The following is a 24,325-nucleotide window of genomic DNA, read 5'->3' as shown; positions in this document are numbered from 1 at the left end:
AGCACCATGAGCAACCAACACCCGGACCCGATCACCGAAGGCTTCCTGCACAGCGGCCAGCGACTCGTCCAGATCGTCACCATGGCAACGGCCGTCCAACAAGGCTGCGTCCGGCGGATGACGCGGTTACGGATCGCCGAACAGGCCCGCGACGAGGAAGCACGGCGGGCCGAAGAGCAGGCCCGGCGAGCGGAAGCAGCGGAGGCCCGTTCCCGGTGGGGGCGCGCACACGACCCCACATGGCTGCGAAGGGCTGATCTTCTGGATGTCGCCGACACCTGGGGTGCGGCCGTCCCCTATGCCACAGGCAATACCTCGGCGTCCTCAGCCGTCCGCAAGTGCGAACAACGGCTCCGTGAGATTCATCCGCACGCGATGAGCCACTACGACCGACTTCGCTCTGAAGGCCAGGAGGAACTCGTAGCCATGGCCAACGCCGCTCCCTTCTTCGCCCGCGACCCGAACGTCCGCACGGGCGAGCCGGTGTCTCAGCGAGAGGAACTCTCCGAGGGCACTGGGTTCGAGTGGGCCGCGACCGTCCACGGTCCACACCGCGGCGAATGGGAGCAGGCCCGCCAAGAACAACGAGCCCGTGCGATCACCGCTGCACTGGGCGACCGACAGCACAGCCAAGGCGGCCGAGAACCGGAACCCGGAGATCTGCGAGCCGTCCTCGAAGCCACCACCAACCTGCCGGACGAAGTCATCACCAAAGTCGTTCCCGCATCCGGTGCCGCCCGACGACCTGGCCCTGCCGAACAGGTGCGGTTGGCGGCCGAGGGTTTCCCGATGTCCGTGGAGGACGCATTGCAAGCAGCGGCCGAGAAACCGTCGAACACCCCAAGCGCTCGGCGAACCCATGACCAGACGCCGGACAGAAACCGCCGGCGCAACCTCTGACTGGAGGATCACGATCTTGAACAGCACTCAGACCGCTTGGCTGTTCGGCCTCACGGTCATCGGCATGCTGCTGATCCTCGCCGTCCTGCCGACCCTGATCGCGATCGCCCGCGGTGCGGACGAGTTGATGCTCATCATCCTGGTCAACGTGCTCGCATGCGCCACCGTCATCGGCTGGCCGGTGGCCCTCATCATGGCCATGACATGGCCCCGCCGCTATCCACGGCCAGGACGCGGACGATCCTCACCGAGCGCAAGGCCGCAGCATCACGATGCGAGGACAACAAGGCGGTGACACGCTCAAACGTCCCTAGGAGCGCGCTCGTGACACTCCTGCTTGGGCTTCTCGCATCGAGCGCTCTCGCTATGCAAACGCCAGCCGACGCGATCGCAGCACCAAGCATCGTCGCAATCTGCGACAAGTTAAGGCCGCGAGCGAACCAGAGACTCTGCCGTAGAGCCAGGAACGAGATCCTACGCAGCCTCGAGACCGGCAAGGATCCGGATTGGCGAGACGTCTTCCGTGACTACCTGCCAAGGCGAAGCGTCCGGCACCCGCGCCGACACCGAAGCACAAGCCATGGGGAACACCGAGCCATACAACGCGAGTCTGCACCCACGACGAACCGCCAGCCCCGACGGCGATCGGCCCCTACCAGGATGGAAGACGCCGAACGCGAGCATCGCCCGCAGCCGAACGAACACCCAAAACCGATGCCGTCTACCCCGCGGCCGCGGGTCTCCCTACCGAGCAACCGACCGACCATCCCCGACAGCCGGGTCCGGGTAGTCGACGATGACCACCCGGAAGGACCGAGCGCGTGGATCGGGATAGCGCTCGCGCTTGTTGCAGTAGTCGCCGCCGCATACAAGTGGAGGCGACTCCTATGCGCGGCCGTCACCGCCTCCTCAATGTCGGCGCGACTTGGGGCCAGAACCTCATCGAGTACCTCTGACCTTGCGCTGGCATCCTCACATGTTGCTCCACCGCCAGTTCGGCCGAAGCTGGCTATGGACCTCTTCGTTCTCAAGAACCTATCGCTGGCCGGACCGGGAGCCGAGGACGCGGTGCGTCACATAGCCATCGAACTCTTGACGAAACGCAGCGGGAGCACTGCAGAGGTCGTCCTCACCCGCGCTGACGCCTGGCGATTGCTTCAACTGGACAACGAAGCCCTGTGCAGCGAGCAGATCCCGGGACTGATCCTCACCGAGAACGCTCGGCATACGCAGTCTTACCTGGCTATCCCGGTGACATCGCAGCGACTGCTCATCATGTCCGGCACTGAGCCCACGGTCACGTACACAGGGTCTGCGGCGGTTGAGACAGCCGTCCTCTCGCTGGAGGACCTCAAATCATCGGCCGTGATATCCGCCACCGGTGAAGTCAGCAAGTGGCCGCAGCAAAAGCCGGGCGAAGTCGTACCCGAGTCACTGTCTCTGCTTTCGCGGTCGGATGCCTTCGAAAGGCTGACGGTTCTACCGTTGTGCAGCCGCCAGACGCGGGAGTCGCTCGATGGCTAGGCCCACCTCACACGATGGGCACTGGGCACTCGACAACGCGTCAGCTCGCCGACCACACCGCGCGCCCCTTCCCACCGCTGCCGGGCGGCGACCGGGGTAGCGTGGAGCGGGTGCGCTCAAACGACTTCGTGCCGCCCGCGCAGTACTACGCCACACTGCCCGCGGTCCATGTCTCGGCCGGAGTGCTGCTCACCGACCCCGCCGACCGGGTCCTGCTGGTCAAGCCCAACTACCGGCCCCACTGGGCCTTCCCCGGCGGCATCGCCGACGACGGCGAAGCGCCCCACCACTGCGCCCAGCGCGAGGCCGCCGAAGAGACCGGCCTCACCGTCGCCCCCGGGCTGCTGCTGGTCGTCGACTGGGCCCCGGCCGCCGGCGACCGGCACCGGCCCATCATGAACTTCCTGTTCGACGCCGGCACCGCCGACCCCGACGACATCGTCGTGCAGGACACCGAACTCGACGACGTCGCCTTCTTCGACTGGGATGCCGCACCCGCGCACTTCCCGGCCAACACCGCAGCCCGCATCCCCGCCGCCCGCCAAGCCCGCAAAGACGCCCGCACCATCTACCTGCCCAGCCAGCGCGCCTGAGCCAGCAGTACGGCCCAGAGTCACAAGGAACGCAAGCGACGCCAACGCCCCGGATCCCATCTCTGCTGTCGCCGTGCCGGGGGCGGGGCGTCAGCGGCGTGCTGGCGTCCTCGGCCGATCGTGGGACCGCACACTCACCTGTCAGGTCATCGAGCTAGCCGCATCCGCCCAGGTCCGCGAGTCAATGGCGAGCCGCGTTGTTCACCCCTCCGTGAGGCTGTTCGGCGATCTGACCGACGTTGAAGCGGGCACTCGCAGGTCGCCGTGTTCCGCGAATCCGTCCGCCGCAGGGCGCATCGCTCGCAGGACGGAGAATGCACAGGTGGTGGCGAGGAGGGTGAGGGCGGCGGTGCCGAGAACCGTGGTCTCAGCGCCGAGCCGGCCCACGAGGGGACCTGCGGTCAGCAAGGTGACGGGCATCAGGATGTACGTGGCGATGATGTTCCAGCTGTTGACGCGAACGAGGACGTCGGGCGCGAAGGTGTCCTGGAGTGCTGTCGTCCAGAGCACGTAGTAGATCGCTTCACAGGCGCCGGGAAGGAGGGCGGCGCCGGCCAGGAGGATCCACGGCGTCTCGATGCTCATGAGGAACATCGGAATGGCCCCGGCGGCGGGTAGTACGGCGACGGCGAGCATCGGCCTGGACGGTTTCCAGCGTGTGCCGAGGAAGGCGCCGACCAGTGCTCCGGTGTATTCGCAGGCGGACACGATGCCCCAGGCTTGTGCCCCGCCGTGACCGTGGTCCATGTAGACCGGGGCCGCGATGGCGTCGTAGCAGATCATCGCGATGATGACGACGGTGTGCTGCAGGGTGATGATCCAGACCCAGCGGTGGGCGGTGAATTCGCGCCAACCGGTGCGCAGGTCGCGCAGCGCGTTGCTTCCTGGCTTCTGCCAGCGGGGGGTGTCGAGACGACAGAGCAGGAGTCCGCTGACCGCGCAGAGGACACCTCGGATCGAGGCGGCCCAGCCGGGGCCGAGGGCCGTGACGACCATGCCGGATGAGGCGAGGCCGATGAGCAGGCCGATGGATTCGGTCTGGTTGACGATCGCGTTGCCGCCGAGCCGTTCCTGGCCCGACATGAGATCGGCGACGATGCCGCGGATCGTCGGCAGGAACATCGCCGTGGCGATTCCTGAGGAGAGCGCGAGCGCGCAGATTACGGGAAGTGGGGTTCGTTCGGCCGAGAGGCAGATGCCGAGTGCCAGCCAGGAGACACAGGTGATGACCTCGGCTGTGATGAGGATGTGGTGGCGCCGGAAACGGTCACCGGCCACGCCGGTGAAGATGATGAGGATCGCGGGGATCGAGTTGCAGGCCAGAACGAGGGAGAGTCTGCCTGGACCGTACCCGAGTCGCATGACGCCCCAGGCCAGAGCGAGTTGACCGAAACCGACGCCGGCGCTGGAGACGAGGCGTGCGATGAATAGCGGCGCGATCTCTGGATTCTTGAGAAAAGTCAGAGGTGAAGAGAATTCGACCACGAAGGCACGCTAGCGAGCTGGCCTCTGCATTGCACTCATGCCCGCGCCATCATTTCGTAAATCAGTGGAGATCCTGTCTCTCGGCTAGAGCAAATGGCTGCAAAGGAAATGTGCGATCTGTTCGTGGGCTCGCAGTTCGTTCTCGCGGTTGGTGAACCCATGGCCTTCGTCATCGAAGACGTCGTAACGGACATCGACGCCACGGTCCCTGAGGCGGGCGATGAGCTGGTCGGATTCAGCGCGGGCGACACGCGGGTCGCGGGCGCCCTGGAGGATGAACAGCGGCGCCGTGATGGCGTCGGCATAGGTGACCGGTGAGCGTTGTGTCAGGTACTCGGCGTCGGTATCCGGGTCGCCGAGCACGGTGGCGACGAAGTGTTTCCAGGTAGGGGGGCAGGCGCGGGCGAGCGTAACCAGGTTCGTGGGCCCGTACAGTGAGACGCCGGCTGCCCAGTTGTAGGGAAGCCTGGACAGGCAGGACAGTGCGGCAAAGCCTCCGTACGATCCGCCCATGACGGCGATGCGGTTGCCGTCGATGTCCGGGTGCGCTTGGAGATAGCGGGCGGCGTGATCGAGGTCGTCCAGGTCGATGCCGCCCCAGTTGCGGTAGATGAGCTTCTGGTGCGTGCTTCCGTACCCGGTGGAACCGGCGATGTTGGGAGCGAAGATCGCGATGCCTTGCGCCAGAAGATGCTGGTAGAGGCCTGCCCGAAGATACATCGGCCGTTCCTGTGCCTCCGGACCGCCATGGATCGACAGCAGGGCCGGGTGAGGGCCGGGCGTGTTCGGCCGGTAGAACAGCGCGTGAATCTCGCGTCCCGCGAACGCCGGGTACACGACGGGCTCAGGCTCTACCGGTTCGATGACGGTGAGCACGGGCGGGCGAGCGTGGGTGAGGTACCGCAGGCCATTCACCGCGTCCAGGACCGCGACCTCGGTCGGTCGGGTCGCTGTGCCCAGCAGGACGGCGATCGGCTGTGCCTTAGGCGCAAGTGCCAGCGCGGTGATGACGCCAGGCGGGATGGAAGGGAGCGGAAGGTCGTCCTCACCGTGACGGGCGTGAAGGGTGGAGCACCCGTCCACGTTGATCGACCACACGAGCGTGTCTCCGGCGACGTCGATGTGCTCGACGTCCCAGTCGTGGCGGGCGACCGGTTCCAGGATCCCGGTGTCCAGGCGGTAGAACGCGGCGGAGATGTACTCCCCCCACCGGTCGGTGCGCAGGTAGAAGCCGGACGAGTCGGCCGCCCACGGGCCCGGCTCGAAGAACCCGTCGCCATGGTCCGCAGTAACACACCTCGGATCTATGGTCGGGTCCTCAAAGTCGACCAGGTAGGCCGCCATCTGGCTGTTGGAACGGAACCCACTGATCAGCAGCCATCGCCCGTCCGGTGAGATCCCGACCGGCTCGAAGATCACACCCGGCGGCGGCTGGACACGGCGTTCGGTGTCCTCGGCCAGATCGCGGACGAGGACGTCCTGGACGGTGGCGTCACGGTCGTTGGCGGCATAGGCGAGGAAGCGGCCGCCCGGGTCGAACGGGAACTTCGCCAGCACTCGCTGACAGTCATGCCCCGGACTGAGTTCGACGGGGGCGTCGTCCTCCAGCCCGATGCGATACAGGCGGTACTGCTCGTCGCCGCCTCGGTCTGCGGTGAACACCAGGCTCTTTCCGTCCGGTGCCCAGGCGATCTGCCGGACGGCGCGCTCGGTGAGGCGGGTCAACCGCCGGGGCTTGCCGCCGGCGACCGGGACGGTCCACAGGTCGAAGTGGCCACTGGCATTGCTGGAGTAGGCCACCATGCTGCCGTCCGGAGACAGTGCCAAGGTCCGTTGAAAGCCTTCTCGGGGTACGAAGTCGCGGTAGCCGGGCATGGCGGCCTTTCGGGGGGTTGACGGGCTACTTGATCCAGCCGCGGCGGACGGCGGCCACTCCGGCGGCGAACGGGTGGTCGACGCCGAGCTTCGCGCGGATGGTCGCTGAGTGCCGCCGTACCGTGGACAGGCCCATCCCCGTCCGCTTCGCGATGGCGGCGTCAGGAACACCTTCGGCGAGCATGCTCAAAACCTTTTGCTGCTTCTCATTGAGCGGGCTCTCGGTGCAGGATGCGCCGAAGGGGACCGCGCGCTCCCACAGCAGTTCGAAATACTCGCGCAGTGCACTGACGATGACCGAGGAACGGATCAGCAGGGCGCCCGACATCCCGGTCGGCGTCAGCGGCAGCATCGCGATCGAGTCGTCGGCCACCTTCATCTTCATGCCGATGCGGGGCAGCAGCCGGGCCTCCTCGCCCGCCTGCACGGCGATCTCGATGCTCATGACGGCGACCGGATGTTCGGCGCAGCCGGCCTCGTAGATGGCTCGGCATCGGACGCGACCGTCGAAGGACGGTGGAGGCGGGACAGCGGACAGCTCATCCATCGACCGCTCGACGAACTGGTTCTCCAAGGTCATCCAGTCGTGGCGGGCCGCGCCGATCAACGCGCGGGAGACGGTGCTGATCTCTTCCCGATCGGTGATGAGGCGGACCAGGCGGTCATCGGACTCGGTGATGGCCGAACTCGCCCACGGATGCGTTTCGGCCATCCGCCGCTGCCCGTCCAGCAACCGCTCCTGGTCGGCGACGAGTCGGCGTGTCAGATCGGCGAGCGTTCCTTGTAACACCAGATCAGGTGGCACCGGAACGAGGCGTGCGGGCAAAGTGGGACCGGACGACCGGATCTGCGCCATCCCCGAGCTGGTCAACGCCGCGACCTGATCCGCACCGCCGAGCAGATCCGCCGCCTCAGGCTGCGGACAAGCGCCTTCGAGCACCAGGCGGGTGTAGGAGGCCAGCAACGCGTCCGGCACGATCCCCTTCAACAGTCGTGTCGCCTGCTGTTCGGCTTGCACACTCACACGACCACCTCCGGGCACAGAGAGTAGCGGCTTGCGACGTCAGAGTTACATGACCTGACGAGTGAGCGTTTCGCGCCAGTGAGCAGAAGTCACCAGGGGCCGGAGCAAGGCCAGCGAGCTGCCGCAGCACCAGGGATCGGCCCGCGTCAACGGCTGAACCTCATGCTCCCCGGACTGATCAATCGCGACGGTGGCGAGTTTTGCTCACCCCCGTGGCGGACCGCTTCCGATTTGATCATGGCATCCGCCGACCTGGCCACCTGGAGCGACCATGAACAGTTCCTCGGCACCGAGCCCGTCCCAGCACCAGTGCCCGACCGAGCGGGACACCGCGCAGCAGCATCGCACCGGCATGACCTCCGGTTACATCTGCTGGCCGTCGTCCCGGAAGATCTCCGGTCACCTGCGGGTGCTCATCCAGCGCCGTCTCGCACACGGACTCGGACGCCCAGGCACAGCCAAGGACCTCTTGTGCGAGCTCTTCGGTGCTCCACAGGGAGCTGGCCTCATCGGCCCCGGTGCCGACGCTCTCGGACGGACCGCGCTGACCGAGCTCTTCACCCGCGACCCCGGCACCGCAGAAGTCGTAATCGAGAAACAGTTCTTCGAGCGGCTGTTCTGCGAAGCCTTCGCCGAAGCGAGAAGAGCCGCCGGAACTCGCCTTCGGACGTTTCAGTTACTGGAGGACGCTGTCGAGTACATCGAGTCAGAGACCGAACCTGTGCCGAACGGTGGGCTCGTCCCGGCCGTGCGGTCTTCGGCGATCATCTGGTTCGTCGCTCCCGGCCAGCACACAGACGTCGTCCACCAAGTCCTACGGCACCGGCGCAGCCCGCAGGTGACCGCCCTGGTCTGGGGTGCCTGGGCTTACGGACCTACGCACTACATAGGGGCGGGCGGCGCCCAAGAACTCCCCCCTCGGCCGATCGAGCTGCTCACGGCACAACAGGCCGCCGCCGAACTACGCGCCTTCTCATCCATCCGGGAACCGACGTAGCACGATGCGACGTCCCGCCATGCAATGGGGGGACGACCGCGAACGGGTCAGCGAGCTCCGGCCGCCCACGCCGACGTCGGCTGCAGCCTGCCTTCAAGGACGTCTCCTCCCGCAGGTGACGCTTCAGGTACTCGACATGAGCAGCCGCTGGAGGTGTCGCCTGCTGCCCTGCAGGGCCTGGAGCCCGATTCGTTGCCTGCATCCTCCGAGGCGAGGGCGGTCGGTCCCTGCAACGCTGAGGTTGAGTCACCCACCGGGCTGCGTCTGTCGGCGGTAGGTGGAGCTGGAATCGCCGCCGTCGCATGGGCTCGCGACGGCGGCGTTCCAGGTGACTGCCCGGCCCTTCGTGACTGCCTGCTATCTCCGGTCGCTCGTCGATGGAGCAGCTACGGCCCTCGACCGGCCTAAACCCTGTGCGCCGGACGAAAAACCTGTGGGACCGGGGATCTCGCTTAGCAGTGTCCTTCCAGGTCAGCGAGACGCATCAATAGGGCAGTCTGCATGCCGTCAGTCGATGGTCAAGGAGACTCGGCCAGTCGCTCGTGGCCAGCCGGCCGTTGCTGTCGAGGTCGCGTCGGTTGAGCTGTCGTGGAGAGGCTGCCGGACAGAGGCGTCGGGAAGTCGTCCTTGGCGGGCTCTGGCGGTTCGAGGTTCGGTCTTGCTCGGTTGAGCGCTCGTAGGAGGTTTTGCAACGTGGCTTCGAGGTCGTCGACGAGCATGTCGTAGTCGCTGAGGTTGTCGTCGCTCGGCTCGGTCATGTGGCCGTTCTCGAGTGCGCGAAGGTTGTCGTAGATGTCGTTGAGGTTCTTCATCTCGTGGCGGACGTAGGTGGAGACGTCCAGCTTGTTCCTCGTGCTCATGTCGACCTCTTCTGGTTGGTCTTTCGGGAGTTCGGTGCGGAGTGGGTGCGCGGTGTCGTGGTGGCTGCGGGCTTGGCCGTCTGCGACGAGGCTTCCGTGCTTGTGGCCTGTGCCGCTGAGAGGCAGTCGCTGATGGAGTTCGGGAAATCGGTGCTCGTAATGGCGCCGGGGATCTGCTGACCGATCGGCGCTGCGCGGCGGACGAGGAGAGATGCCTCTGCGACGGAGGCGAGTGGCGCGAGCGCGAGGTCGCGTATGGCCTCGCCCAGGGCCATCACCGCCTGCCGTCCTTGTGCCTCGGCGGATCTGTACCAGTTGAGGAGATGGCGAACCTCCGCGGACGGGCGTGGGAAGCGGTCCGGATATCTGCGCTTGTTCTCGAGTCTGCTGATTACTGCGACATCGTTGACCGCGGCTCTGTGGCCGGTGGCGATGATGTTGCAGGCTTCGATCGCCTTGAGCGCCGCCATGGCGACGGTGGCGGCGTCGGTAGGGGTGGCGGCGAGTTGATCGGGCGGAGTGAGACGGTAGGACGCTCGCGGCCCCGGCTTCCAGGCGGGGTCGGCGTAGACCAGGCGGCCGAGGCGGATGATGAGGTCGCCGGCATCGACGGCTGGACCATCGAGCGGGCGGCCGTCCCGGCTCGGTAACTCGCTCCAGCGGCGGGCTATCACCTTCCACTTGCGACCGGTGTTGCGAGCCGCCTGAGCGGCCGTGAGAAAGGCGAGGGTCTGACCTTCCTGGTCGAGTTCGTGCATGCGCAGAGCCAGGTGCCGGACGATTTTCGTGCTGATGTCGCAGGTGATGGCTGCGGCCCGGGCGAGGTAATGCCAGTTCGAGATGGTGCTGGGGTCGGTTGGTGAGCTCAGGCGTCGGGCGCTTGTGTCGATTCCCGCCATGGCGCGCGCCATATCTTCACCGGGAGCGGGCGGGATCCGTTGAGGAGTGTGCAGTAGGTGTACGGCAGAGACGGGTTCGTCCGTTGTCTCGCCGAGAAGCCTGGCCAGCAGAGCGGCTAGCAGGAGCGGGCCGCCAGCGTGGCTTGAGGGCGGTGGCATGCGGCGCGCGAGATGGCCCGCGGTGGCGGCGTACTCGCTGAACTGGTGAAGGAGCGACCTGGCCGTGTCGGTCGCGCTGATCACGGCCGCGCTGGGTGATGCGGGGCGGTGAGGCTCATGACGAGTGGCGGAGAAGTGTGAGGAGAGCAGATCCAGGCCGCATCCCAAGGAGATCGAGACGAGGCGAAGGTGTCCGGCTAGCTCGGTAGTGGATGTGTTGCTGGTCGGCGGCGCACTGAGGACCTCCTCGGCTTGCCTGATCAGCATGCCGCACTGTCGGGCGACATCCCTTACGCCGCTGTCCTGGTCACCGGCGATGCCGAAGCCGGTGGCGACCCGATCGCTGTAGCGCGTCAGGACTCGGGCGAACCTGGCCAGTTCGCCGGCGGTGTCTGGATGTTGGGCTTGCTGTTCGAGTTCTGGCCGGTGCAGCGCGCGGTTCAGCTCGTCCAGGTGGGCGTTGGCAAGCGTGGTCATCTCCCCGAAGGTGACCACGGCGGCTACCGAAGCGCCTCCCTGAGGCGTCCGGCGTGAAGGGCCGCTTGGAGGCAGGCCAGCTTGTCGTCAGGGTCGCTGGCGAGTTCGGATGCGCGGACCAGGTCCTGGGAGACCTTCTTCGCCAGTGCGAAGAGCGCGTCGGCGGTGGCGCTCGCGGCTGTGTGATCCGAAGGTGCCGCGGAGCGGAGCGACGGCGCCCGTCTGAGGGCCTGATGTGCTTGAGTGGCTTCCCCCTCGGCCATGCCCCAGGTGATGAAGCCGTTCGTTCCCTGATCGGCGAACGAGCTGATGACCCGTTCTGCGTGTGCCAGGTCGTTGAGCGCTTGGTTGAGGATCTCGGTGAACCAGGTACGCCTGACTTCTTCGTGCTCGCGATCATGCGTCATTGGGTGTCTCCGGGTTGGGTGATGGTGGTGGAAGAGGCCGGTGGTGAGCATGCTTTGCAGCTTGTGGTGGGGTTCGTTCAGGTGGGATATCACCAGCTGTGCTGGCGCGCTGGCCGGTTCAGGCGGCTTGGGTGGGGTCCTCGGGCGACGGCTCGTTCTCTTCGTGCTTTCTCGGGGACCTGGCGGGGGACTGCGGCCTTCTCGTGCTCCCCCTGATGAATCGGGATCGATGCTGAGCCTCGAGCAGGGGTGTCGGGACGCCACTCCAGGAGCTCAAGGCGGTGATGAGTGCCTGACAATCTCGTTCGATGACGGGACGGGCCGCGGTAGTGGCGCGAGGGAGTTGGGCGGCGAGGTCGGCGTATGCCTGCTCGGCTTGGTCTGCATGCTGCAGATCGCCCAGCGTTGTGCTGGTCACCGGGAAGGCCGGCGCGGAGGCGAGGTGGTGGGTGGGCTCTTCGAAGATGTACGGGATGCCCGGCACCTCGATGAGGAAGGTCTGTTCGAGGCCGGACGCCGTGTTGCCCCAGCCGATGATGGTGCCGCAGTAGCCGGGTTGCCGAAGGAGCTGTACCTCGGCGCCGACCGTGTACGGCGCTTGGTCGGCCACCTCCTCGAGATTGATGGAGTGGCCGGTGCGTACTGTCTCGGAGAAGTTGATCCCGTGTGTGGTGGCGTAGTGCTCAAGGTCGCAGATGAGCCCGGTCAGGAGTGCTTCGGCGTAGAGCGTGTCTCCCTGAAGGAGTGAAGCCTCGCCGGGGAAAGCGTCCTGCTCATAGGCTTCGAGAGCCTTGGCGGCACGGCCGATCTGCTTCGCCGCGGCGTTGTCGTCGGTCATGCCCGCCTACTTGAGGGCCGCGTAGATGTGACCGGCGTGGTGCGCGGCTCGGAGGCAGGCCGCTCGGTCGGCCGGGTCCGTCGTCTTGGACGCCACAGTCATGATCGCTTCGGCTGAGACCATCACCAGCCGAGCGATTGAATCGGCGAAGTCCTGCAAGTCGGCGGTGAAGGCCTCGGAAGATCCGAGCCAGGCCAGAGTGGGCGCTTCGGACAGCGCCCACCAGGATTCTGAAGCCTCGTCGAGTGCGGCGCGGTAGGCCGGGTAGGCGGTTTCGGAGGCTTCCCCGGCCAGGACGGTCGTGGCGCGCTCGATGAGTTCGAGGCCGGTGAACGCTGATACGAGCAGGTTCGGGACGTTGTCGGCGGCCTTGATCTGCTTGATGGCGTAGTCGAGATGCGCTTGCACTGGTTCCTCCGGATCGTCCGAGTCCCAGATTGAGACGCGGCCATTGACTAAAGTTGCTGTAATCAGTCTGTCGGCCTATCGAGAAGACGTCAATGATCATTGTGAAGTGTCGTCGATCGTCTTTTTAAATCAATGGGGTGCACGAGCGGTTCAGAGGGCAGGGCTGGATAGGGAGCGGCGAGCAGCGGCTGTTCGTCTCATGGCCACCGACTCGCTTGCGGAGTCAGGGCTGAGATGCTCGGGGAGGCCCTGAGTGGCCAGTCGTCTCGATGTGGCCCGGTCGGTCAAGAGCGGGATCGACTCCTGCTGGACCGCTCCGTATGACCGGGGGTGGTTGGAGATCCTGTCAAGGAGGAGGTCGGTGACGCGTTCGTCCAGTTCGTGTCAGGTTGCCAACGCGCCTTGCAAGGCTTGGCGATCTCGGACGTCCTCCTGCCCAGGTGATGTTTCGCAGAGGTCGGCTCGGGCGATGCGCGTGGGTTTGTCTGGTCGTCCGAGAGGCTCGCGGTGTCGCGGCGCCTGTTCCGGGTCGTCCCAGGGGGAGGCGCCGGATGCGTCAGTCTTCAGGGAGCTGTTCTTCTGCCGGGCTCGCTGAGGACCCGGAGACGAGCCATCCGCTCGGGGTGGGGACGAGTCTGGCCTGGTGGGGGATGAGGTGTTCGTTTTCGGTGCATTGGTAGAAGGGGCCGCGTGGGCCGAGGAGTACGGGGAGTTGGTGGTCGAGGTGGTCGCGGTACCACAGGGCCATGCCGGTGGCGCCTTGCAGGCGCATGGCTTCCCAGGAGTACCAGAGGGCCATGAGGCGGGAGATCGCTTCGCCGTGTTGCCACCATTGGGCGCACCAGCGGAAGTCGCCGCCGAGGGTGCGGCGGTAGATGGGGACGAAGTGTTGTGTTACCCAGCCGGTGAGGTCGGCGTACAGCGGCTTGGGGTTGGCTTCTTGAGCGGCTGAGCTGTTGATGGCGTTGCTGGACATCGGGCCTCCGAAGTCGGGTGGTCGCATGAGCGGGCGCTTCTCTTGAAGCGGTGTCGGTTTGGCGGGACGAGTCGTGTGGTCAGGGGACCGGCGGTTCGTCGGTGCGGTGGTAGTGGTGGCGGGCGGCGTCCGCGATGGCGGTGTCGGCTGTTTTGATGGCTTGGTCGATGGGGTGTGCGTGCGGGCCTTGGTACCAGGGGCGTAGGCGGATGAGGGCGGGTTTGGTGCCGGTGGCCAGGAGGAGGGCGGTGCCGGTGGGGAGTGCTCGGATGTCGGCGGCTTCGAGGATGTCTTGGCGGCGGAGTGAGATCTGTTCGCTGAGGCGTCCGTCGTTGTAGGTGAGGGATCGGACGGGGACGTCGTGCTGGCCGGTGAGGGTGGCCAGGTCGCGGACGAGGCGTGGGGAGTCGATGCCGGCGCCGATGAGTTTGCGGGTGGCGGCGCCCCAGAGGGCGGCCATGCCGGGTTCGCCCCAGACGGTGACGCCTTGTTCGTAGCTTTGCAGGATGGTCACGGGGACGATGCCGCGTGAGCCGAGGTGGGAGTAGAGCTGGGGCAGGTCGGCGATGCGGCAGATGTTGGCGGCTTCGTCCAGGGCGACGACCAGGGTGGGTCGAGGCGGCCGCCGGCTTGTTCGGCGCGGCGTTCGGCGGCGCGCATGGTGGTGTCGGTGAGGGCGGCGATGAGCGGGGCGGCGGCGGACAGGGATTTGGAGAGCAGGTAGAGGGTGTCGCGGGAGGTCGCGAAGGCGTCGGGGTCAAAGACGGGAAGGTCGCGGCCTGGTGTGACCCACGCGAGGATCTCTTGGTCGCGGAGGGCTTTGGCTGCGGTGCGCGCAGTTTGGTAGATGCCGTCGCGGGTTTCGACGGCGCCGTTCTGGGTGCCCTTGAGCGAGGAGGCCATGAGCTGGAACCCGGCCTTCTGCAGTAGCTCGATGGGGGTGGGGACGGCCGGTTCGTCCAGCCATTGGGCGACGTGGTGCAGTGATCGGGCGGAGGTGGCGGCGGCGAGGAAGAGTGCGCAGAGCAGGTCTTGGGCGGCCGGTCCCCAGAGGTCCTTCTTTTGGCCGTCGTCGACGGTGAGGACGAAGTGTCCGGCGAGGCGGTGGGCGTCTTCGACGGTGGTGAGCCCGGCGAGGGGGTTCCACCACCAGGCTTGGGGTTGGTAGGTGATGTGCTGGGGGTCGAAGAGCCAGGTGCGTCCGCCGGTGTGTTCGGCGCGGACGGTGGCGATCGCCGACCACAGGTCGGCCTTGTTGCTGGTGGCGATGACCGGTCCCGGGGCCGATAGCACGTGGGGGATGGATTGGGTGGTCGTCTTGCCCGAGCGTGGCGCCATGAAGGCCACCACGGTGTCTTCCCAGGAGGAGAACAGCGTTGGGCCGCTCCGCTCGCCCGGAAGCAAGACGTCGCCGAGCACAAGTCCGACATCCTCAGGGGCAAGCTGACTCGGTGATGTGCCTTGGAGTGACCGGCGTAGCGCGATGGCCTTCTTCGCGGCGGAGGCGGGTTGGAGCGCGAGCAGGTTCGGATTGTCGGCCAGTGCTGCCAGCGGATCACCGGGCTGCGGGAGACGTCCTGCGACGCACCGCCAGACCAGCCCTGCGAGGGCCGCGAGCCCGGTGGACTGCACGGCGACGACGAGCAGGACGAGCGGTGTCGGGGTAGCGGGCCAGCTCTGCTGCGTCTGCCGATTGGCCAGAGCGATCGCGAAGTCGGTACCGAAATGCATGACGTCGCCGCCGCTCAGAGCAGCGGCGATCCTCGCGGCAGCCCACACCAGCCAGAGACCGAAGATGGGTGTCCAGCAGGCGATCAGCACTAGCCACGCACCGCCGGCGCCGGTGTGCCAGAGCGATGCCCGCGGTCCCAGGGATCTTGTCATGCGGTTGCCCGGATGGCTTGGTCGGTGTCGTAGAGCTCGGTTTCGGGGCCGACGAGGGATAGTTCGATGGGGATGCCGAGGCGTTCGCCGGTTTTGATGAGGTATTTGCCGCGTCCGGGGTGGCGGGCGCCGGGTTGCCAGGAGTCGGGCGCCGACCAGGAGGTGACCAGGTGCTGTTCGGGGCCGGTGAGCGGTGTGATCTGGTTGACGCGGGCCAGTTCGCGTGGTGGTAGCCCGGCCAGGACGGTGATGGCCGAGCGGTCGGCGAAGCCTTTGGCCTTGGCGCGGTCCTCTTCGGTGGGCAGGGCGTCGAGGTCGGCGAGCGAGTGGGTGATCATGATCGAGGCCATGCCTTTGGCGCGGTTGAGGCGGGTGAGGGCGTCGGCGTGCTCGACCAGGCCGGGCGCGCCGCGCAGGGCGCGCCACAGCTCGTCCATCACACCGAGGTAGGAACGGCGTGGTCCGGCTCCGAGGTGGGTGAGGGCGGTGGCGGCGTCGACCATGCCGAAGGCGTAGGCCCAGGTGCACAGCATCGCGGCGGTGAGCAGCTTGTCGCCGGCGGCGCGGACGCGCGAGATGTCGACGCTGATCGCCGGCGCGTCCAGGTCGAGTGGACGGGTGGTAGGGGAGTCGAAGACACCGGCGAGCGAGCCGGAGATGAGCAGGTCGAGTGTGAAGACCAGATCGCGGGTCTGCTCGCGGTAGGCGGTGTCGGTGTCACTTCGGGTCGCTGATCGCAGTTCCACCGGGCCCTGTTCGAGGACGCGCAGGACGTCGACGATGGTCGGTTCGCCGTCGAGTCGGTCGTCGAGCAGGTCGATGGCGCGTCCGAGGGCGACTTCCTCGGCGTTGGTGATGCGTGCTTCGCGGACCAGGGTCGCCAGCGCCAGTATCAGGGACAGCCGCCGGGACCGGGCCTCCCAGCGCAGCGCCTCGGCGTCGGCACCGGCGTGTCTGCGTCGTGCCTGGTCCAGCGGGCCCGCGTCGAGCGGATTGATGCGGTCCAGACCACGGCCGACCCGGATGACCTGGCCGCCCAGATACTCGACGAGCTTGGTGTAGTCGGGTTTGGTGTCGCCCAGGATGATCGGTGTCGTGCCGGTGGCGACCGCGCCGGTGACGAGACGTTTGACCAGGGTGGATTTGCCGGTCCCGGGTTGGCCGAGGACGAACATGCCGGGATTGGTGACCAGGCCTGCGCGTAGCCAGGCCAGGGGATCGAGGCAGACGACCTCGCCCCACAGCTGATGTCGGCCGACCGGGGTGCCGACGGTCGGTGTGCCGGAGCCGGCGGTGAACGGGAAGAGGCCGCACACCTGGCTGGTGGTCGCCTGGAACTCCGGTGCGGCCTCGACGTGTGCCGCGCGTCCGGCGCCGGGCTGGCGCCAGCCCCAAGCCGGGGCGAGTGCTTCGGCCATCGCCCGGCCTTCGGTGTTGTACGGGAGGGCTTGCGCCTGGGGGCGTCGGGAGCGAAGGAGCAATGTCGTACCTCCGGTTCAGTGGACGAGGCGGCGGGACAGCTCGGGTGGGCAGATGCCGCAGGGCAGCGTCGTGGCGAAGCCTGCGGCCTGGCTGCCCCACAGCCGCCGGAGCCGGATCTTGGAGGAGTCGGCGGACGCCTCGACCTGGGCGACGGCCCGCCGAAGGTCCGCGGGGTCGGTCACGGTGACGGTGGCGTACATCGAGACCAGGCACACGCCGGCGCCCATCGCCTCCTCGACCGCCGCCTGCCGGGCGCGCGCCGCATCCCAGCTGTCGCGGGCGGTCTCGTCCCGTCCGATGCGGCGCCGGAACTGGGCCCGGAACGCCGCTGCGTTCACCTCCTGCTGCAGCACTCGGCTTGCGGCCGCAGCCGGGAGAGCGCGGTACTGCAGTGCGACCCGTTTGGGGAAGGGACCGGGCGCGACCAGCCGCGCCAGGACGTCCGAGCGCACGTTTTGGCGTGGTGGCTCGTGCCAGGCCCAGGTGACCGAGGTGCCGCCGTCGTGTTCGTAGCGGTCGGTGTGCTCGGTCGCGGCGACGGGGCCGGCCTCGCCCCAGCTGAGGATCTCCTCCGAGCTGGGACGTGCCAGGAGCCGGTTGACCTCGCCGCGCGCATGCGGGTCGAAGGCCGTGCGGACCGCTCCGGCGATCTCGGCGGCGGTGGCCCGGCCGAGCACGGAGACACCGCAGGCACCCAGCCGAGAGGCTAGCCCGTCCAAGGTCCGGCCGAGTTCGGCGACCGCTTCGACCAGGTCCTTCGGGCTGGCCGGGGACGCGCGTGGATCGAAGGTGATCGAGACGCGGGTGTCGACATCGGCGGCCGCGGACGGAGCCGTCCGGACCAGCTCGCTCATGATGGCGCGTGCGGCCGCCGGAGCGGCCGGTACGACGGCGCGCTCGACGGAGTCGGCGAGAGTGGAGCCGGGTTCGGGAGCGGTCTCGACGGTCACCGTCACCCACCGCACGGCGGGCGTATGCCCCAGCGTGGCCAGCCACCCTCCCCACGCCGCCACCCAGGTGTCGGCGTCGCCACGGTCGGCCAACCAGGTGGACGTCGGCACGACCCGCAGTGTCGCGGTGAGCAGGCCGGTGCGGCGGTCCCACACGATCCCGTACCGTCCGCCATAACCGTCCTCAGCGCTGAGCAGCGTCAACGGCGCCAGCACACCAGGGAGCTGGAACGCGCACGGGTGGTCGACGACGACGCCGGCCCGGTACCGGTTCCGTCCGCAGAACACGCCCCAGTGCCAGCGGCAACGCGCCAACGCCAGCCGTCCAACCGGGACGCCGCCGATGCGGACGAGCCCCAGCCCGCCGGCGAGCACCACCGGAGGCACAAGGAAGACCAATGCCTGCGGGGCGACGGCCGCCACCAAGACCAGCAGCATCGCGCACGCCAGGACGATGAAGGTCGAGGTGGTGTCCAGGCCCAGCAGGCCGATCGGGTGGCGGCGTCGCCAGCCGCCGTAGGTGCGCACCTCATGCCCCACCGCCACCACCCCCTTCGCCGACCGCGCCGCTTGGGCCTCCGGCGTTGTCGGATCCGCTGGGGTTGCCCAGCCAGCGGAGGGTGTCCTGGCCGCGGTGACGCTCGTTGTCCCAGGTCCGGATCGCTGTCGGACCGACCGGTTCCCCAGTGCCGCCCTCGAAAGGTGTCCGGCCAGAGGAGTCGCTGCCTGCTGAGGGTTGCTGCGCGCCCGACCCGTCATCAGGGAGCGGGCCGCTCCCTGAGGGTGCGCCGCGCTCATCGTCCTGGCTGCCGAGCACCGTGCTCGCGGACTGCTCGTCCTGCGTCTGCCCGGGGACGGTCGTGCCCGATGGAGGGCTGTCACCAGCGGGGGACTGGCTGCCTTGCTCGCCCAGCTGCTGGTTCAGGTAGTCGGCGTGCTCGCCGGCCGACGCTTCGCGTCCTCCCGCCGAGCCGCCTGCGCCGCTGTAGGCGCGCAGCGCTCCCAGCGCGGTCGCGCCGCCCAGCAACGCGCCGAGAATCCCGCCGCCGCTGCCGGACTCGGTCCCACCGGTCGTCCAGGTGAAGAACTTCAGCAGGACGGGGAAGGCGATGAGGCTGATCAGCATCATCACGAACCCCATCAGCACGGCATGCAGGTCTTTGCCGGTGCCGATGAGCCCGAACGCGGTGGCGTAGACGGCCGCGGCCGCGGGCTTGTAGAAGATCAAAGCGAGCATCCAGCCGGTGACCTTGGCGAACCATGGACGCGTCGCGGTGGTGCTCACTCCGGCCGCGGCGAGCGGCAGGAGCCCGGCCAGGATGATCAGGGCGGCGCCGCGGAACAGCAGCAACAGTGCTTGGACGATGCCGATGAACAGCGCGGCGAGGCACAAGACGATGACCAGCGCGGCGGGCACCCCCGACGGGACGGCCACGATCTCGGCCATGCGCTTGGCGAACCCGCCCCTGGCGGAGGCCTGCAGCACCCAGTCCGACCACTGGTCGCCCAGCTGCAGCAACTGGTTGGGAAGGACCGTCCCGATCGCGGTGACGGCGGCCAGGATGACCAGACCCCGGCCCGCGTCGATCAGCGGGGCGGCCTTGCGCGTCAGGGTCATCTTCCCCGCGACGACCAGCAGCGCCAGCAACGCCACCGTGACGGTCAGCGGCTGGAGGTAGGCCTGCAGCGTGCCGATCGCCGACTCGGCCTCCAGATCGGGGGAGGGTGTCTTCACCCACCAGGAGGCGGTGTTGGACACCAGCCACCCGACAGCCGTCTGAAAGGCCTTAGCAGCCTCGTCCAGGACGTTCCCGCCGATCTCAGCCGGGATATCGGGCATGGGCGGACCGAAAGGGTGATCGTCGTTGTCCACGGTCTGGACGCACCCCGGATCCAGCACCGACGAGCACGGCCCAGGCCGTGCGAGCAGCACGAGCATCAGCCGCTCCCATCGGGGAAGCGCAAGTAGCCATCGAGCGAGTCGACCGAGGCAGCCGAGCCACCCCACGTTCCGCCCGGCGGGGCCACCACCCGCCAATCACCGTCCCGCCATTGCAGCTGAATCCTGGTGACGGCGCGCACCGTGGCGTCACTGTCACCCGGACCAGCCGAGACCAAATCCAGGCTCGCGACCTCCGGCGAGTAACCCAGCCAGCGAAAGCCCTCCAGCACGGAGTACGCCCTGCCCAACGCCGTCCCGTAGGCGACGCGGGCGCGCTCGCGCTGGCCGACGTAAAGGGTCCTGGTCGAGGCCAGCAGGGTCGCGGCGTCGGGTCCGGTGACCTGCCGCTGGATGGTCGGCTCGAACACCCTTGGGCCCCACTGGGCGTTCGCCCGCACCGCGATGTGCAGGGCGGCCAGCAGCGCACCGCGCGCCGTCCGGCTGAACCCGGCCGCCAGCTCCCCGCCCATATCGCGCGGACCGTCCTGAACCGAACGCGGCAACGACACGCCATGGTAGTCGCTCCAGGACAGCTCGGCGAAGGAGACATGTGGCGAGGTCCACAGCGGCTCATCGTGGACGAGCCGATGACCCTCCGCTGACGGGTTCTCCGGTGCTGCGGGAGCAGCCGGACGCGTCGAGTGCATGGTCAGGCCCACCAGCACGCCTCCGGCGATCGCCGCTGTGATGGCGGTCAGGCCGACCCGCCGCCATCCCGCTGCCGGCGCTCGACCGTGCACATATCCCGGCGGTTGGTTCATCTGAAGAACACCCCGACGACCGGGGCTGCCGTCGCCGCCAGGCTTAGCCCACCGAGCACCCAGGGCACCCCGGTGGCACCGTCGGCGGCGAAGGTCGAACGGTTCTTGCGGCCGATCGCCATCTGGCCCGCGCAGTAGAACAGCCCGGCGACACCGCACACCATCACGCCCCACTTGCCCCAGGCCAGCAGCGTGTCCATCTTCTTGTCCAGCCCAGGTGGGGGAGTCGGCGGTGGATCCGGCACTTTCACGCCGGGACTGGGAGCGCTCTGAGGGCCTGCGAGCCAGGGCGCATGCAGCGGCATCCGCCCGGCGGCCAACATGTGCAGGACGAGCGTGGTCAGCAACATGGGTGCTCCTCACCTGGACCGGTCGCCGACCAGGCGGCGGAGCTCGTCCAGCGCCCGCTGCGCCTTCACGGGCAGGACGACTTCGGTCGGGTCTTCGACCAGCCGAAGGGCGCGAACGTGCGGGATGCGGACCACGCCGCCGACCCGGGGTGCGAGCAGCGCGAACCGGGCGGTGGCGTCCTTGGGCTCGGGGCCGCCGTCACTGACGATCGCCAGCGCCGAGACCGCCTCGCCCCATTGATCCAAGGCGGCGATCGCGGCGATCGCGCTCTTGGCCGCCGCGGGTGTGTTGCGGACGGTCACCACGACGGGCCGCCCCTTGGCGCGCAACGGCGATCGATCGAACTCCAGCAGCGGCTTGAGCGACCCCATGTCCCAGACCGCCGGCAGCAGCGCCGCCAGCGTTGAGGTGCCCGCGCCGCCGTGCGCGCCGGCGACCACGACGTCCATGGGCGCTGCCGCGTGCTCATCCGGTGCTGGCGTCGGCGCCGGGCGGATTGCCCGTGTTTGACGGAGACTCACTCGAATACCCCCGAATCACTGCGCTGAGTTGCTTGACGATCACCGTACGTGGCAACATGACAGAGCGCAAGCAACGTCAAACAGTTTCTGAAAGCGCCACGACATCTAAGAACGTGCTTCCGCGGCACCCGTCCACCACACTGAGAGGCGACACCGTGACCCACACCCCAGGAGACGTAGCGATGACCGAGCTGCCCGGCCGCGACCCCGACGTGCTCACCACCGCCGAACTCGCCGCCAAGCTCGGCCTGTCCGCACAAACCGTCCGCCGGATGGCCAACGCCGGGCAGATCCCCGCCCTCAAAACCGGCAAGGACTTCCGGTACTCCTGGCAAGCGGTCCAACAGGTGCTGCGGCAGCCCCACCATCAACCCGGGGTGCCCGCCGATGACCCAACCGACCAGCAGCCCACCGAGCAGCCCAGAAAGGGCGCTGGGTATCGCGCCCAGCGCCGTGCTCGCACCGGCGCCCAGCAGCCCGCCGACTAGCCTCCACCGACCTGCGCGGCGGCCCGGGCGGTGAAGGCCGCCGCCACCGCAGGCGCCGCGCTGCTCAGCCTGCCGCTCCTGCTGATCGTCCTGCTCACCGGCGGCAGTTCCGCCTCCGGCACCGCCACCGCGGCAGCCGGTGCGCCCACCGCCTACGCCAGGACCGACATCCCGCCCGCCTACCTACGCTGGTACCTGGACGCCGCGTCCACCTGCCCGGGCCTGCCCTGGAACGTCCTGGCCGCGATCGGCAGCATCGAATCCGACCACGGCCGCTCCACCGCCCCCGGCGTGCACTCCGGCCAGAACACCGCCGGAGCCGGCGGCCCCATGCAGTTCCTCGCCACCACCTGGAACACCTACGGCATCGACGGCGACCACGACGGCCGAAAAGACCGCTACAACCCCGCCGACGCCATCCACGGCGCCGCCCACTACCTATGCGCCAACGGCGCCGGAAACGGCGGCCACCACCTCTACCAAGCGATCTGGCGTTACAACCACGCCGACTGGTACGTCCGCAAAGTGCTCGCCCAAGCCCACCGCTACGCCACCCTCGCTCCCACTGGCAGCAGACGCGGCACCGTAGCGGTCCGGGCCGCCCTGCGCTGGCTCGGCACCCCCTACGCCTGGGGCGGCGGCGGCCCCTCCGGCCCCACCTACGGCTTCGCCCAAGGCGCCGGCATCAAGGGCTTCGACTGCTCCGGCCTCACCCAATACGCCTGGGCCCAAGCCGGCGCCACGCTCCCGCGCGTCGCGGCCGACCAGTACAACGCAGGCCCGCACATCGCCCGCACCGCCCTGCAACCCGGCGACCTGCTCTTTTTCGCCACCCAACCCAACCGCCCGGCCACCATCCACCACGTCGGCATCTACCTCGGCCACGGCCGCATGATCCACGCCCCACAAACCGGCGACGTCGTCCGCATCTCCCCATTCACCAGCAACCCCTACCGCGAACACCAATACGCCGGCGCCACCCGCCCCACCATACGCACCACGCTGACCTGACCGGAGGCACGCCCTTGCACCACGACCACGACACCCGACCCGCCCACCCCAGCGACCGACACCCCAGGCACCCGCACCATGCCGCGAAACGCCCCGTCACCCGCTCCCACGAGCTCGTCCGAGCAAGGACCACAAAAACCTCGCCACCATGTGGCCCGCTCCGCGCCTTCAGCTTCGGCGGCGGCTGGCAATCCACCGCCGCCCTCGTCCTGGCCGCCCAAGGCGACCTGGACTTCCGCCTCTTCCTGTTCGCCAACGTCGGCGACGACTCCGAACACCCCGCCACCCTGACCTACATCCGCGACCACGCCGCCCCCTACGCCGCCGCCCACGGCATCGAACTGCGCCAGCTCGCCCGCACCCGCCGCGACGGCACCACCGAAACCCTCTACGGCCGCCTCATGCGCGAAGGCTCCCGCTCCATCCCCATCCCCGTCCGGATGAGCAACGGCGCACCCGGCACCCGCTCCTGCACCGCCGACTTCAAAATCCGCGTCATCGGCCGCTGGCTCAAAGCCCACGGCGCCAGCCCCACCAACCCCACGACCATCGGCATCGGCATCAGCCTCGACGAGATCCACCGCGCCAACAACCGCCGCCACGAACCCTACGAACGCATCACCTACCCCCTCCTAGACCTCGGCATCCGCCGCACCGACTGCCCCCGCATCATCCGCTCCGCCGGCCTCCCCGTCCCACCCAAATCCGCCTGCTGGTTCTGCCCCTTCCACCGCCTCACCACCTGGCAAGACATGCGCCGCGACCAACCCGACCTCTTCACCAAGGCCTGCCACCTCGAACACACCATCAACACCCGCCGCGCCACCCTCGGCAAAGACCCCGTCTACCTCACCCGCTACAACGCACCCCTCAACGACGTCACCCCCGACACCGACACCCTCCCCTTCGACGAAGGCGACGGCGCCTGCGACAGCGGCTGGTGCTTCACCTAACGAACCGATCAACAAGCAGCCACACATCCCGATACCTCGGAGGCATCGCTGTGCAGTCAATGAAGTACGCCGACCTCGACAACCTGCCCGCCGTCGTCGACATCACCACCGCCGCCCGCGCCCTCGGCCTCTCCCGCACCTACGCGTACCAACTCGCCAAGGACGGCACCTTTCCCTGCAAGGTCATCCGAATCGGCCACTGCTACCGAGTCCCCACCGCAGCCCTCCGCGCCCTACTCGACGCCGACTGATCACCCTGTGCAGCCCGGCTGGGCGTCGCAAACGGCCGGCGATCCTCTCGAGCCTGGGAACCTGTCGAGTGCGAGCCGGTCACTCGACTTGGCGGCCTGTGGTCGTGTGTGTGCCTGGTTGCTTTGATGATCAAAGTTTGGCCACCGCGGTCACAGGCCACTGAATGGTGTTGTGGCCGTTAGGCCAACTCACGGCCGCAAGGCGTGTCTGGTGAGCGGGGAGAGTGACGCTGGCCCAAGCAGGTCGGCGTTCACGATTCGGTAATCGCCTCCCACAGCGCCGAGTCGGTGCAGTCCGTCGACCGGACG

26 protein-coding genes are annotated in these 24,325 nt (G+C 68.1%); 9 read left to right on the top strand and 17 right to left on the bottom strand.

The genetic code is table 11. The annotated features are described in order from the left end of the window. Positions 1–6 precede the first annotated feature (6 nt). The 4 genes from E1300_RS17205 to E1300_RS17190 all read left to right on the top strand — a co-directional run bounded on the left by E1300_RS17205 (position 7) and on the right by E1300_RS17190 (position 3,017). A complete protein-coding gene (locus tag E1300_RS17205; RefSeq protein ID WP_131758020.1) occupies positions 7–900 on the top strand; it encodes a hypothetical protein in 894 nt (297 codons plus the stop codon). Positions 901–916: 16 nt separating this feature from the next. Then, positions 917–1,195: a superinfection immunity protein gene (locus E1300_RS17200; protein ID WP_165502874.1), complete on the top strand. Its 279-nt coding sequence runs from the start codon at positions 917–919 to the stop codon at positions 1,193–1,195. A 365-nt stretch (positions 1,196–1,560) separates the two neighbouring features. Beyond that, the gene (locus E1300_RS17195) at positions 1,561–2,424 is read left to right on the top strand and encodes a hypothetical protein (protein WP_131758018.1); all 864 of its coding nucleotides are present in this window, start codon (positions 1,561–1,563) and stop codon (positions 2,422–2,424) included. Positions 2,425–2,534: 110 nt separating this feature from the next. Continuing rightward, on the top strand, positions 2,535–3,017 hold the full coding sequence (locus E1300_RS17190) for an NUDIX domain-containing protein (protein WP_207399796.1): 483 nt from the start codon (positions 2,535–2,537) through the stop codon (positions 3,015–3,017). Positions 3,018–3,218: 201 nt separating this feature from the next. On the opposite strand, the gene E1300_RS17185 is transcribed toward E1300_RS17190, so the two are convergent. The 3 genes from E1300_RS17185 to E1300_RS17175 form a co-directional block, all read right to left on the bottom strand. Next, entirely contained in the window at positions 3,219–4,502 is a 1,284-nt protein-coding gene (locus E1300_RS17185) for an MFS transporter (protein ID WP_131758016.1), read from the bottom strand. 84 nt (positions 4,503–4,586) lie between these two features. Beyond that, on the bottom strand, positions 4,587–6,377 hold the full coding sequence (locus E1300_RS17180) for a S9 family peptidase (protein WP_131758015.1): 1,791 nt from the start codon (positions 6,375–6,377) through the stop codon (positions 4,587–4,589). 25 nt (positions 6,378–6,402) lie between these two features. Then, the gene (locus E1300_RS17175; protein ID WP_131758014.1) at positions 6,403–7,401 is read right to left on the bottom strand and encodes a LuxR C-terminal-related transcriptional regulator; all 999 of its coding nucleotides are present in this window, start codon (positions 7,399–7,401) and stop codon (positions 6,403–6,405) included. Positions 7,402–7,672: 271 nt separating this feature from the next. On the opposite strand from E1300_RS17175, the gene E1300_RS17170 reads away from it, so the two are divergent. Further along, the gene (locus E1300_RS17170; protein ID WP_131758013.1) at positions 7,673–8,398 is read left to right on the top strand and encodes a hypothetical protein; all 726 of its coding nucleotides are present in this window, start codon (positions 7,673–7,675) and stop codon (positions 8,396–8,398) included. Positions 8,399–8,916: 518 nt separating this feature from the next. Here E1300_RS17170 and E1300_RS17165 read toward each other — a convergent pair. The 14 genes from E1300_RS17165 to E1300_RS17100 form a co-directional block, all read right to left on the bottom strand. Further along, entirely contained in the window at positions 8,917–9,258 is a 342-nt protein-coding gene (locus tag E1300_RS17165; protein ID WP_131758012.1) for a hypothetical protein, read from the bottom strand. After that, on the bottom strand, positions 9,255–10,793 hold the full coding sequence (locus E1300_RS17160) for a hypothetical protein (protein ID WP_131758011.1): 1,539 nt from the start codon (positions 10,791–10,793) through the stop codon (positions 9,255–9,257). The genes E1300_RS17165 and E1300_RS17160 overlap by 4 nt, the downstream gene beginning before the upstream one ends. Before the next feature lie 23 nt (positions 10,794–10,816). Further along, a complete protein-coding gene (locus tag E1300_RS17155; protein ID WP_131758010.1) occupies positions 10,817–11,251 on the bottom strand; it encodes a hypothetical protein in 435 nt (144 codons plus the stop codon). Positions 11,252–11,318: 67 nt separating this feature from the next. Beyond that, complete coding sequence (locus E1300_RS17150) at positions 11,319–12,038, bottom strand: hypothetical protein (RefSeq protein WP_131758009.1); 720 nt, start codon at positions 12,036–12,038, stop codon at positions 11,319–11,321. Between the two features lie 6 nt (positions 12,039–12,044). Further along, positions 12,045–12,446, bottom strand: coding sequence for a hypothetical protein (locus E1300_RS17145; protein WP_131758008.1), 402 nt, complete (start codon positions 12,444–12,446; stop codon positions 12,045–12,047). A gap of 556 nt (positions 12,447–13,002) precedes the next feature. Next, positions 13,003–13,422: a DUF4913 domain-containing protein gene (locus E1300_RS17140; protein ID WP_207399795.1), complete on the bottom strand. Its 420-nt coding sequence runs from the start codon at positions 13,420–13,422 to the stop codon at positions 13,003–13,005. 79 nt (positions 13,423–13,501) lie between these two features. Continuing rightward, positions 13,502–13,981: a TraM recognition domain-containing protein gene (locus E1300_RS17135; RefSeq protein WP_242619200.1), complete on the bottom strand. Its 480-nt coding sequence runs from the start codon at positions 13,979–13,981 to the stop codon at positions 13,502–13,504. Next, on the bottom strand, positions 13,933–15,243 hold the full coding sequence (locus E1300_RS17130) for a type IV secretory system conjugative DNA transfer family protein (RefSeq protein WP_165502872.1): 1,311 nt from the start codon (positions 15,241–15,243) through the stop codon (positions 13,933–13,935). Before E1300_RS17130 ends, E1300_RS17135 begins: the two co-directional genes overlap by 49 nt. A 59-nt stretch (positions 15,244–15,302) precedes the next feature. Further along, positions 15,303–16,724 carry a putative type IV secretion/conjugal transfer ATPase gene (locus tag E1300_RS17125; RefSeq protein WP_131758004.1) on the bottom strand — a complete coding sequence of 474 codons (1,422 nt, stop codon included), beginning with the start codon at positions 16,722–16,724 and terminating at the stop codon, positions 15,303–15,305. A 78-nt stretch (positions 16,725–16,802) separates the two neighbouring features. After that, on the bottom strand, positions 16,803–18,278 hold the full coding sequence (locus E1300_RS17120) for an SCO6880 family protein (protein ID WP_207399794.1): 1,476 nt from the start codon (positions 18,276–18,278) through the stop codon (positions 16,803–16,805). Next, positions 18,268–19,677 (bottom strand): ICP22 family protein, encoded by a 1,410-nt coding sequence (locus E1300_RS17115; protein ID WP_131758002.1) that lies wholly within the window; start codon positions 19,675–19,677, stop codon positions 18,268–18,270. Before E1300_RS17115 ends, E1300_RS17120 begins: the two co-directional genes overlap by 11 nt. Continuing rightward, positions 19,677–20,441, bottom strand: a complete 765-nt coding sequence (locus E1300_RS17110; protein ID WP_131758001.1) for a DUF8175 domain-containg protein — start codon at positions 20,439–20,441, stop codon at positions 19,677–19,679. Before E1300_RS17110 ends, E1300_RS17115 begins: the two co-directional genes overlap by 1 nt. Further along, on the bottom strand, positions 20,438–20,791 hold the full coding sequence (locus E1300_RS17105; RefSeq protein WP_207399793.1) for a hypothetical protein: 354 nt from the start codon (positions 20,789–20,791) through the stop codon (positions 20,438–20,440). The genes E1300_RS17110 and E1300_RS17105 overlap by 4 nt, the downstream gene beginning before the upstream one ends. Before the next feature lie 9 nt (positions 20,792–20,800). After that, entirely contained in the window at positions 20,801–21,241 is a 441-nt protein-coding gene (locus E1300_RS17100; RefSeq protein WP_131758000.1) for a hypothetical protein, read from the bottom strand. 254 nt (positions 21,242–21,495) lie between these two features. On the opposite strand from E1300_RS17100, the gene E1300_RS17095 reads away from it, so the two are divergent. From E1300_RS17095 to E1300_RS17080, 4 genes are read left to right on the top strand one after another with little or no spacing between them, the layout of a single operon-like run. Next, positions 21,496–21,801 (top strand): helix-turn-helix domain-containing protein, encoded by a 306-nt coding sequence (locus tag E1300_RS17095; RefSeq protein WP_131757999.1) that lies wholly within the window; start codon positions 21,496–21,498, stop codon positions 21,799–21,801. 30 nt (positions 21,802–21,831) lie between these two features. Beyond that, entirely contained in the window at positions 21,832–22,812 is a 981-nt protein-coding gene (locus E1300_RS52525) for a C40 family peptidase (RefSeq protein WP_131757998.1), read from the top strand. 14 nt (positions 22,813–22,826) lie between these two features. Next, entirely contained in the window at positions 22,827–23,765 is a 939-nt protein-coding gene (locus E1300_RS17085) for a phosphoadenosine phosphosulfate reductase (protein ID WP_207399792.1), read from the top strand. Between the two features lie 59 nt (positions 23,766–23,824). Beyond that, positions 23,825–24,016 (top strand): helix-turn-helix transcriptional regulator, encoded by a 192-nt coding sequence (locus E1300_RS17080; protein ID WP_131758037.1) that lies wholly within the window; start codon positions 23,825–23,827, stop codon positions 24,014–24,016. Positions 24,017–24,325 lie beyond the last annotated feature (309 nt).

It is taken from the genome of Actinomadura fibrosa, from assembly GCF_900659615.1.
GTDB classification, from domain to species: Bacteria; Actinomycetota; Actinomycetes; order Streptosporangiales; family Streptosporangiaceae; genus Spirillospora; species Spirillospora fibrosa.
The sequence above is the reverse complement of the archived record's forward strand: the minus strand, read 5'-3'. Positions and strand labels throughout refer to the sequence as shown.

Bases quoted from the DNA above. Each gene is read 5' to 3' on its own strand.
- E1300_RS17205 (WP_131758020.1), top strand. From the start codon at position 7: ATGAGCAACCAACACCCGGACCCGATCACCGAAGGCTTCCTGCACAGC.
- E1300_RS17195 (WP_131758018.1), top strand. From the start codon at position 1,561: ATGGAAGACGCCGAACGCGAGCATCGCCCGCAGCCGAACGAACACCCA.
- E1300_RS17180 (WP_131758015.1), bottom strand. From the start codon at position 6,377: ATGCCCGGCTACCGCGACTTCGTACCCCGAGAAGGCTTTCAACGGACC.
- E1300_RS17170 (WP_131758013.1), top strand. From the start codon at position 7,673: ATGAACAGTTCCTCGGCACCGAGCCCGTCCCAGCACCAGTGCCCGACC.
- E1300_RS17165 (WP_131758012.1), bottom strand. From the start codon at position 9,258: ATGAGCACGAGGAACAAGCTGGACGTCTCCACCTACGTCCGCCACGAG.
- E1300_RS17160 (WP_131758011.1), bottom strand. From the start codon at position 10,793: ATGACCACGCTTGCCAACGCCCACCTGGACGAGCTGAACCGCGCGCTG.
- E1300_RS17155 (WP_131758010.1), bottom strand. From the start codon at position 11,251: ATGCTCACCACCGGCCTCTTCCACCACCATCACCCAACCCGGAGACAC.
- E1300_RS17150 (WP_131758009.1), bottom strand. From the start codon at position 12,038: ATGACCGACGACAACGCCGCGGCGAAGCAGATCGGCCGTGCCGCCAAG.
- E1300_RS17140 (WP_207399795.1), bottom strand. From the start codon at position 13,422: ATGTCCAGCAACGCCATCAACAGCTCAGCCGCTCAAGAAGCCAACCCC.
- E1300_RS17125 (WP_131758004.1), bottom strand. From the start codon at position 16,724: ATGGCCGAAGCACTCGCCCCGGCTTGGGGCTGGCGCCAGCCCGGCGCC.
- E1300_RS17115 (WP_131758002.1), bottom strand. From the start codon at position 19,677: ATGCTCGTGCTGCTCGCACGGCCTGGGCCGTGCTCGTCGGTGCTGGAT.
- E1300_RS17110 (WP_131758001.1), bottom strand. From the start codon at position 20,441: ATGAACCAACCGCCGGGATATGTGCACGGTCGAGCGCCGGCAGCGGGA.
- E1300_RS17105 (WP_207399793.1), bottom strand. From the start codon at position 20,791: ATGTTGCTGACCACGCTCGTCCTGCACATGTTGGCCGCCGGGCGGATG.
- E1300_RS17100 (WP_131758000.1), bottom strand. From the start codon at position 21,241: ATGGACGTCGTGGTCGCCGGCGCGCACGGCGGCGCGGGCACCTCAACG.
- E1300_RS17095 (WP_131757999.1), top strand. From the start codon at position 21,496: ATGACCGAGCTGCCCGGCCGCGACCCCGACGTGCTCACCACCGCCGAA.
- E1300_RS17080 (WP_131758037.1), top strand. From the start codon at position 23,825: ATGAAGTACGCCGACCTCGACAACCTGCCCGCCGTCGTCGACATCACC.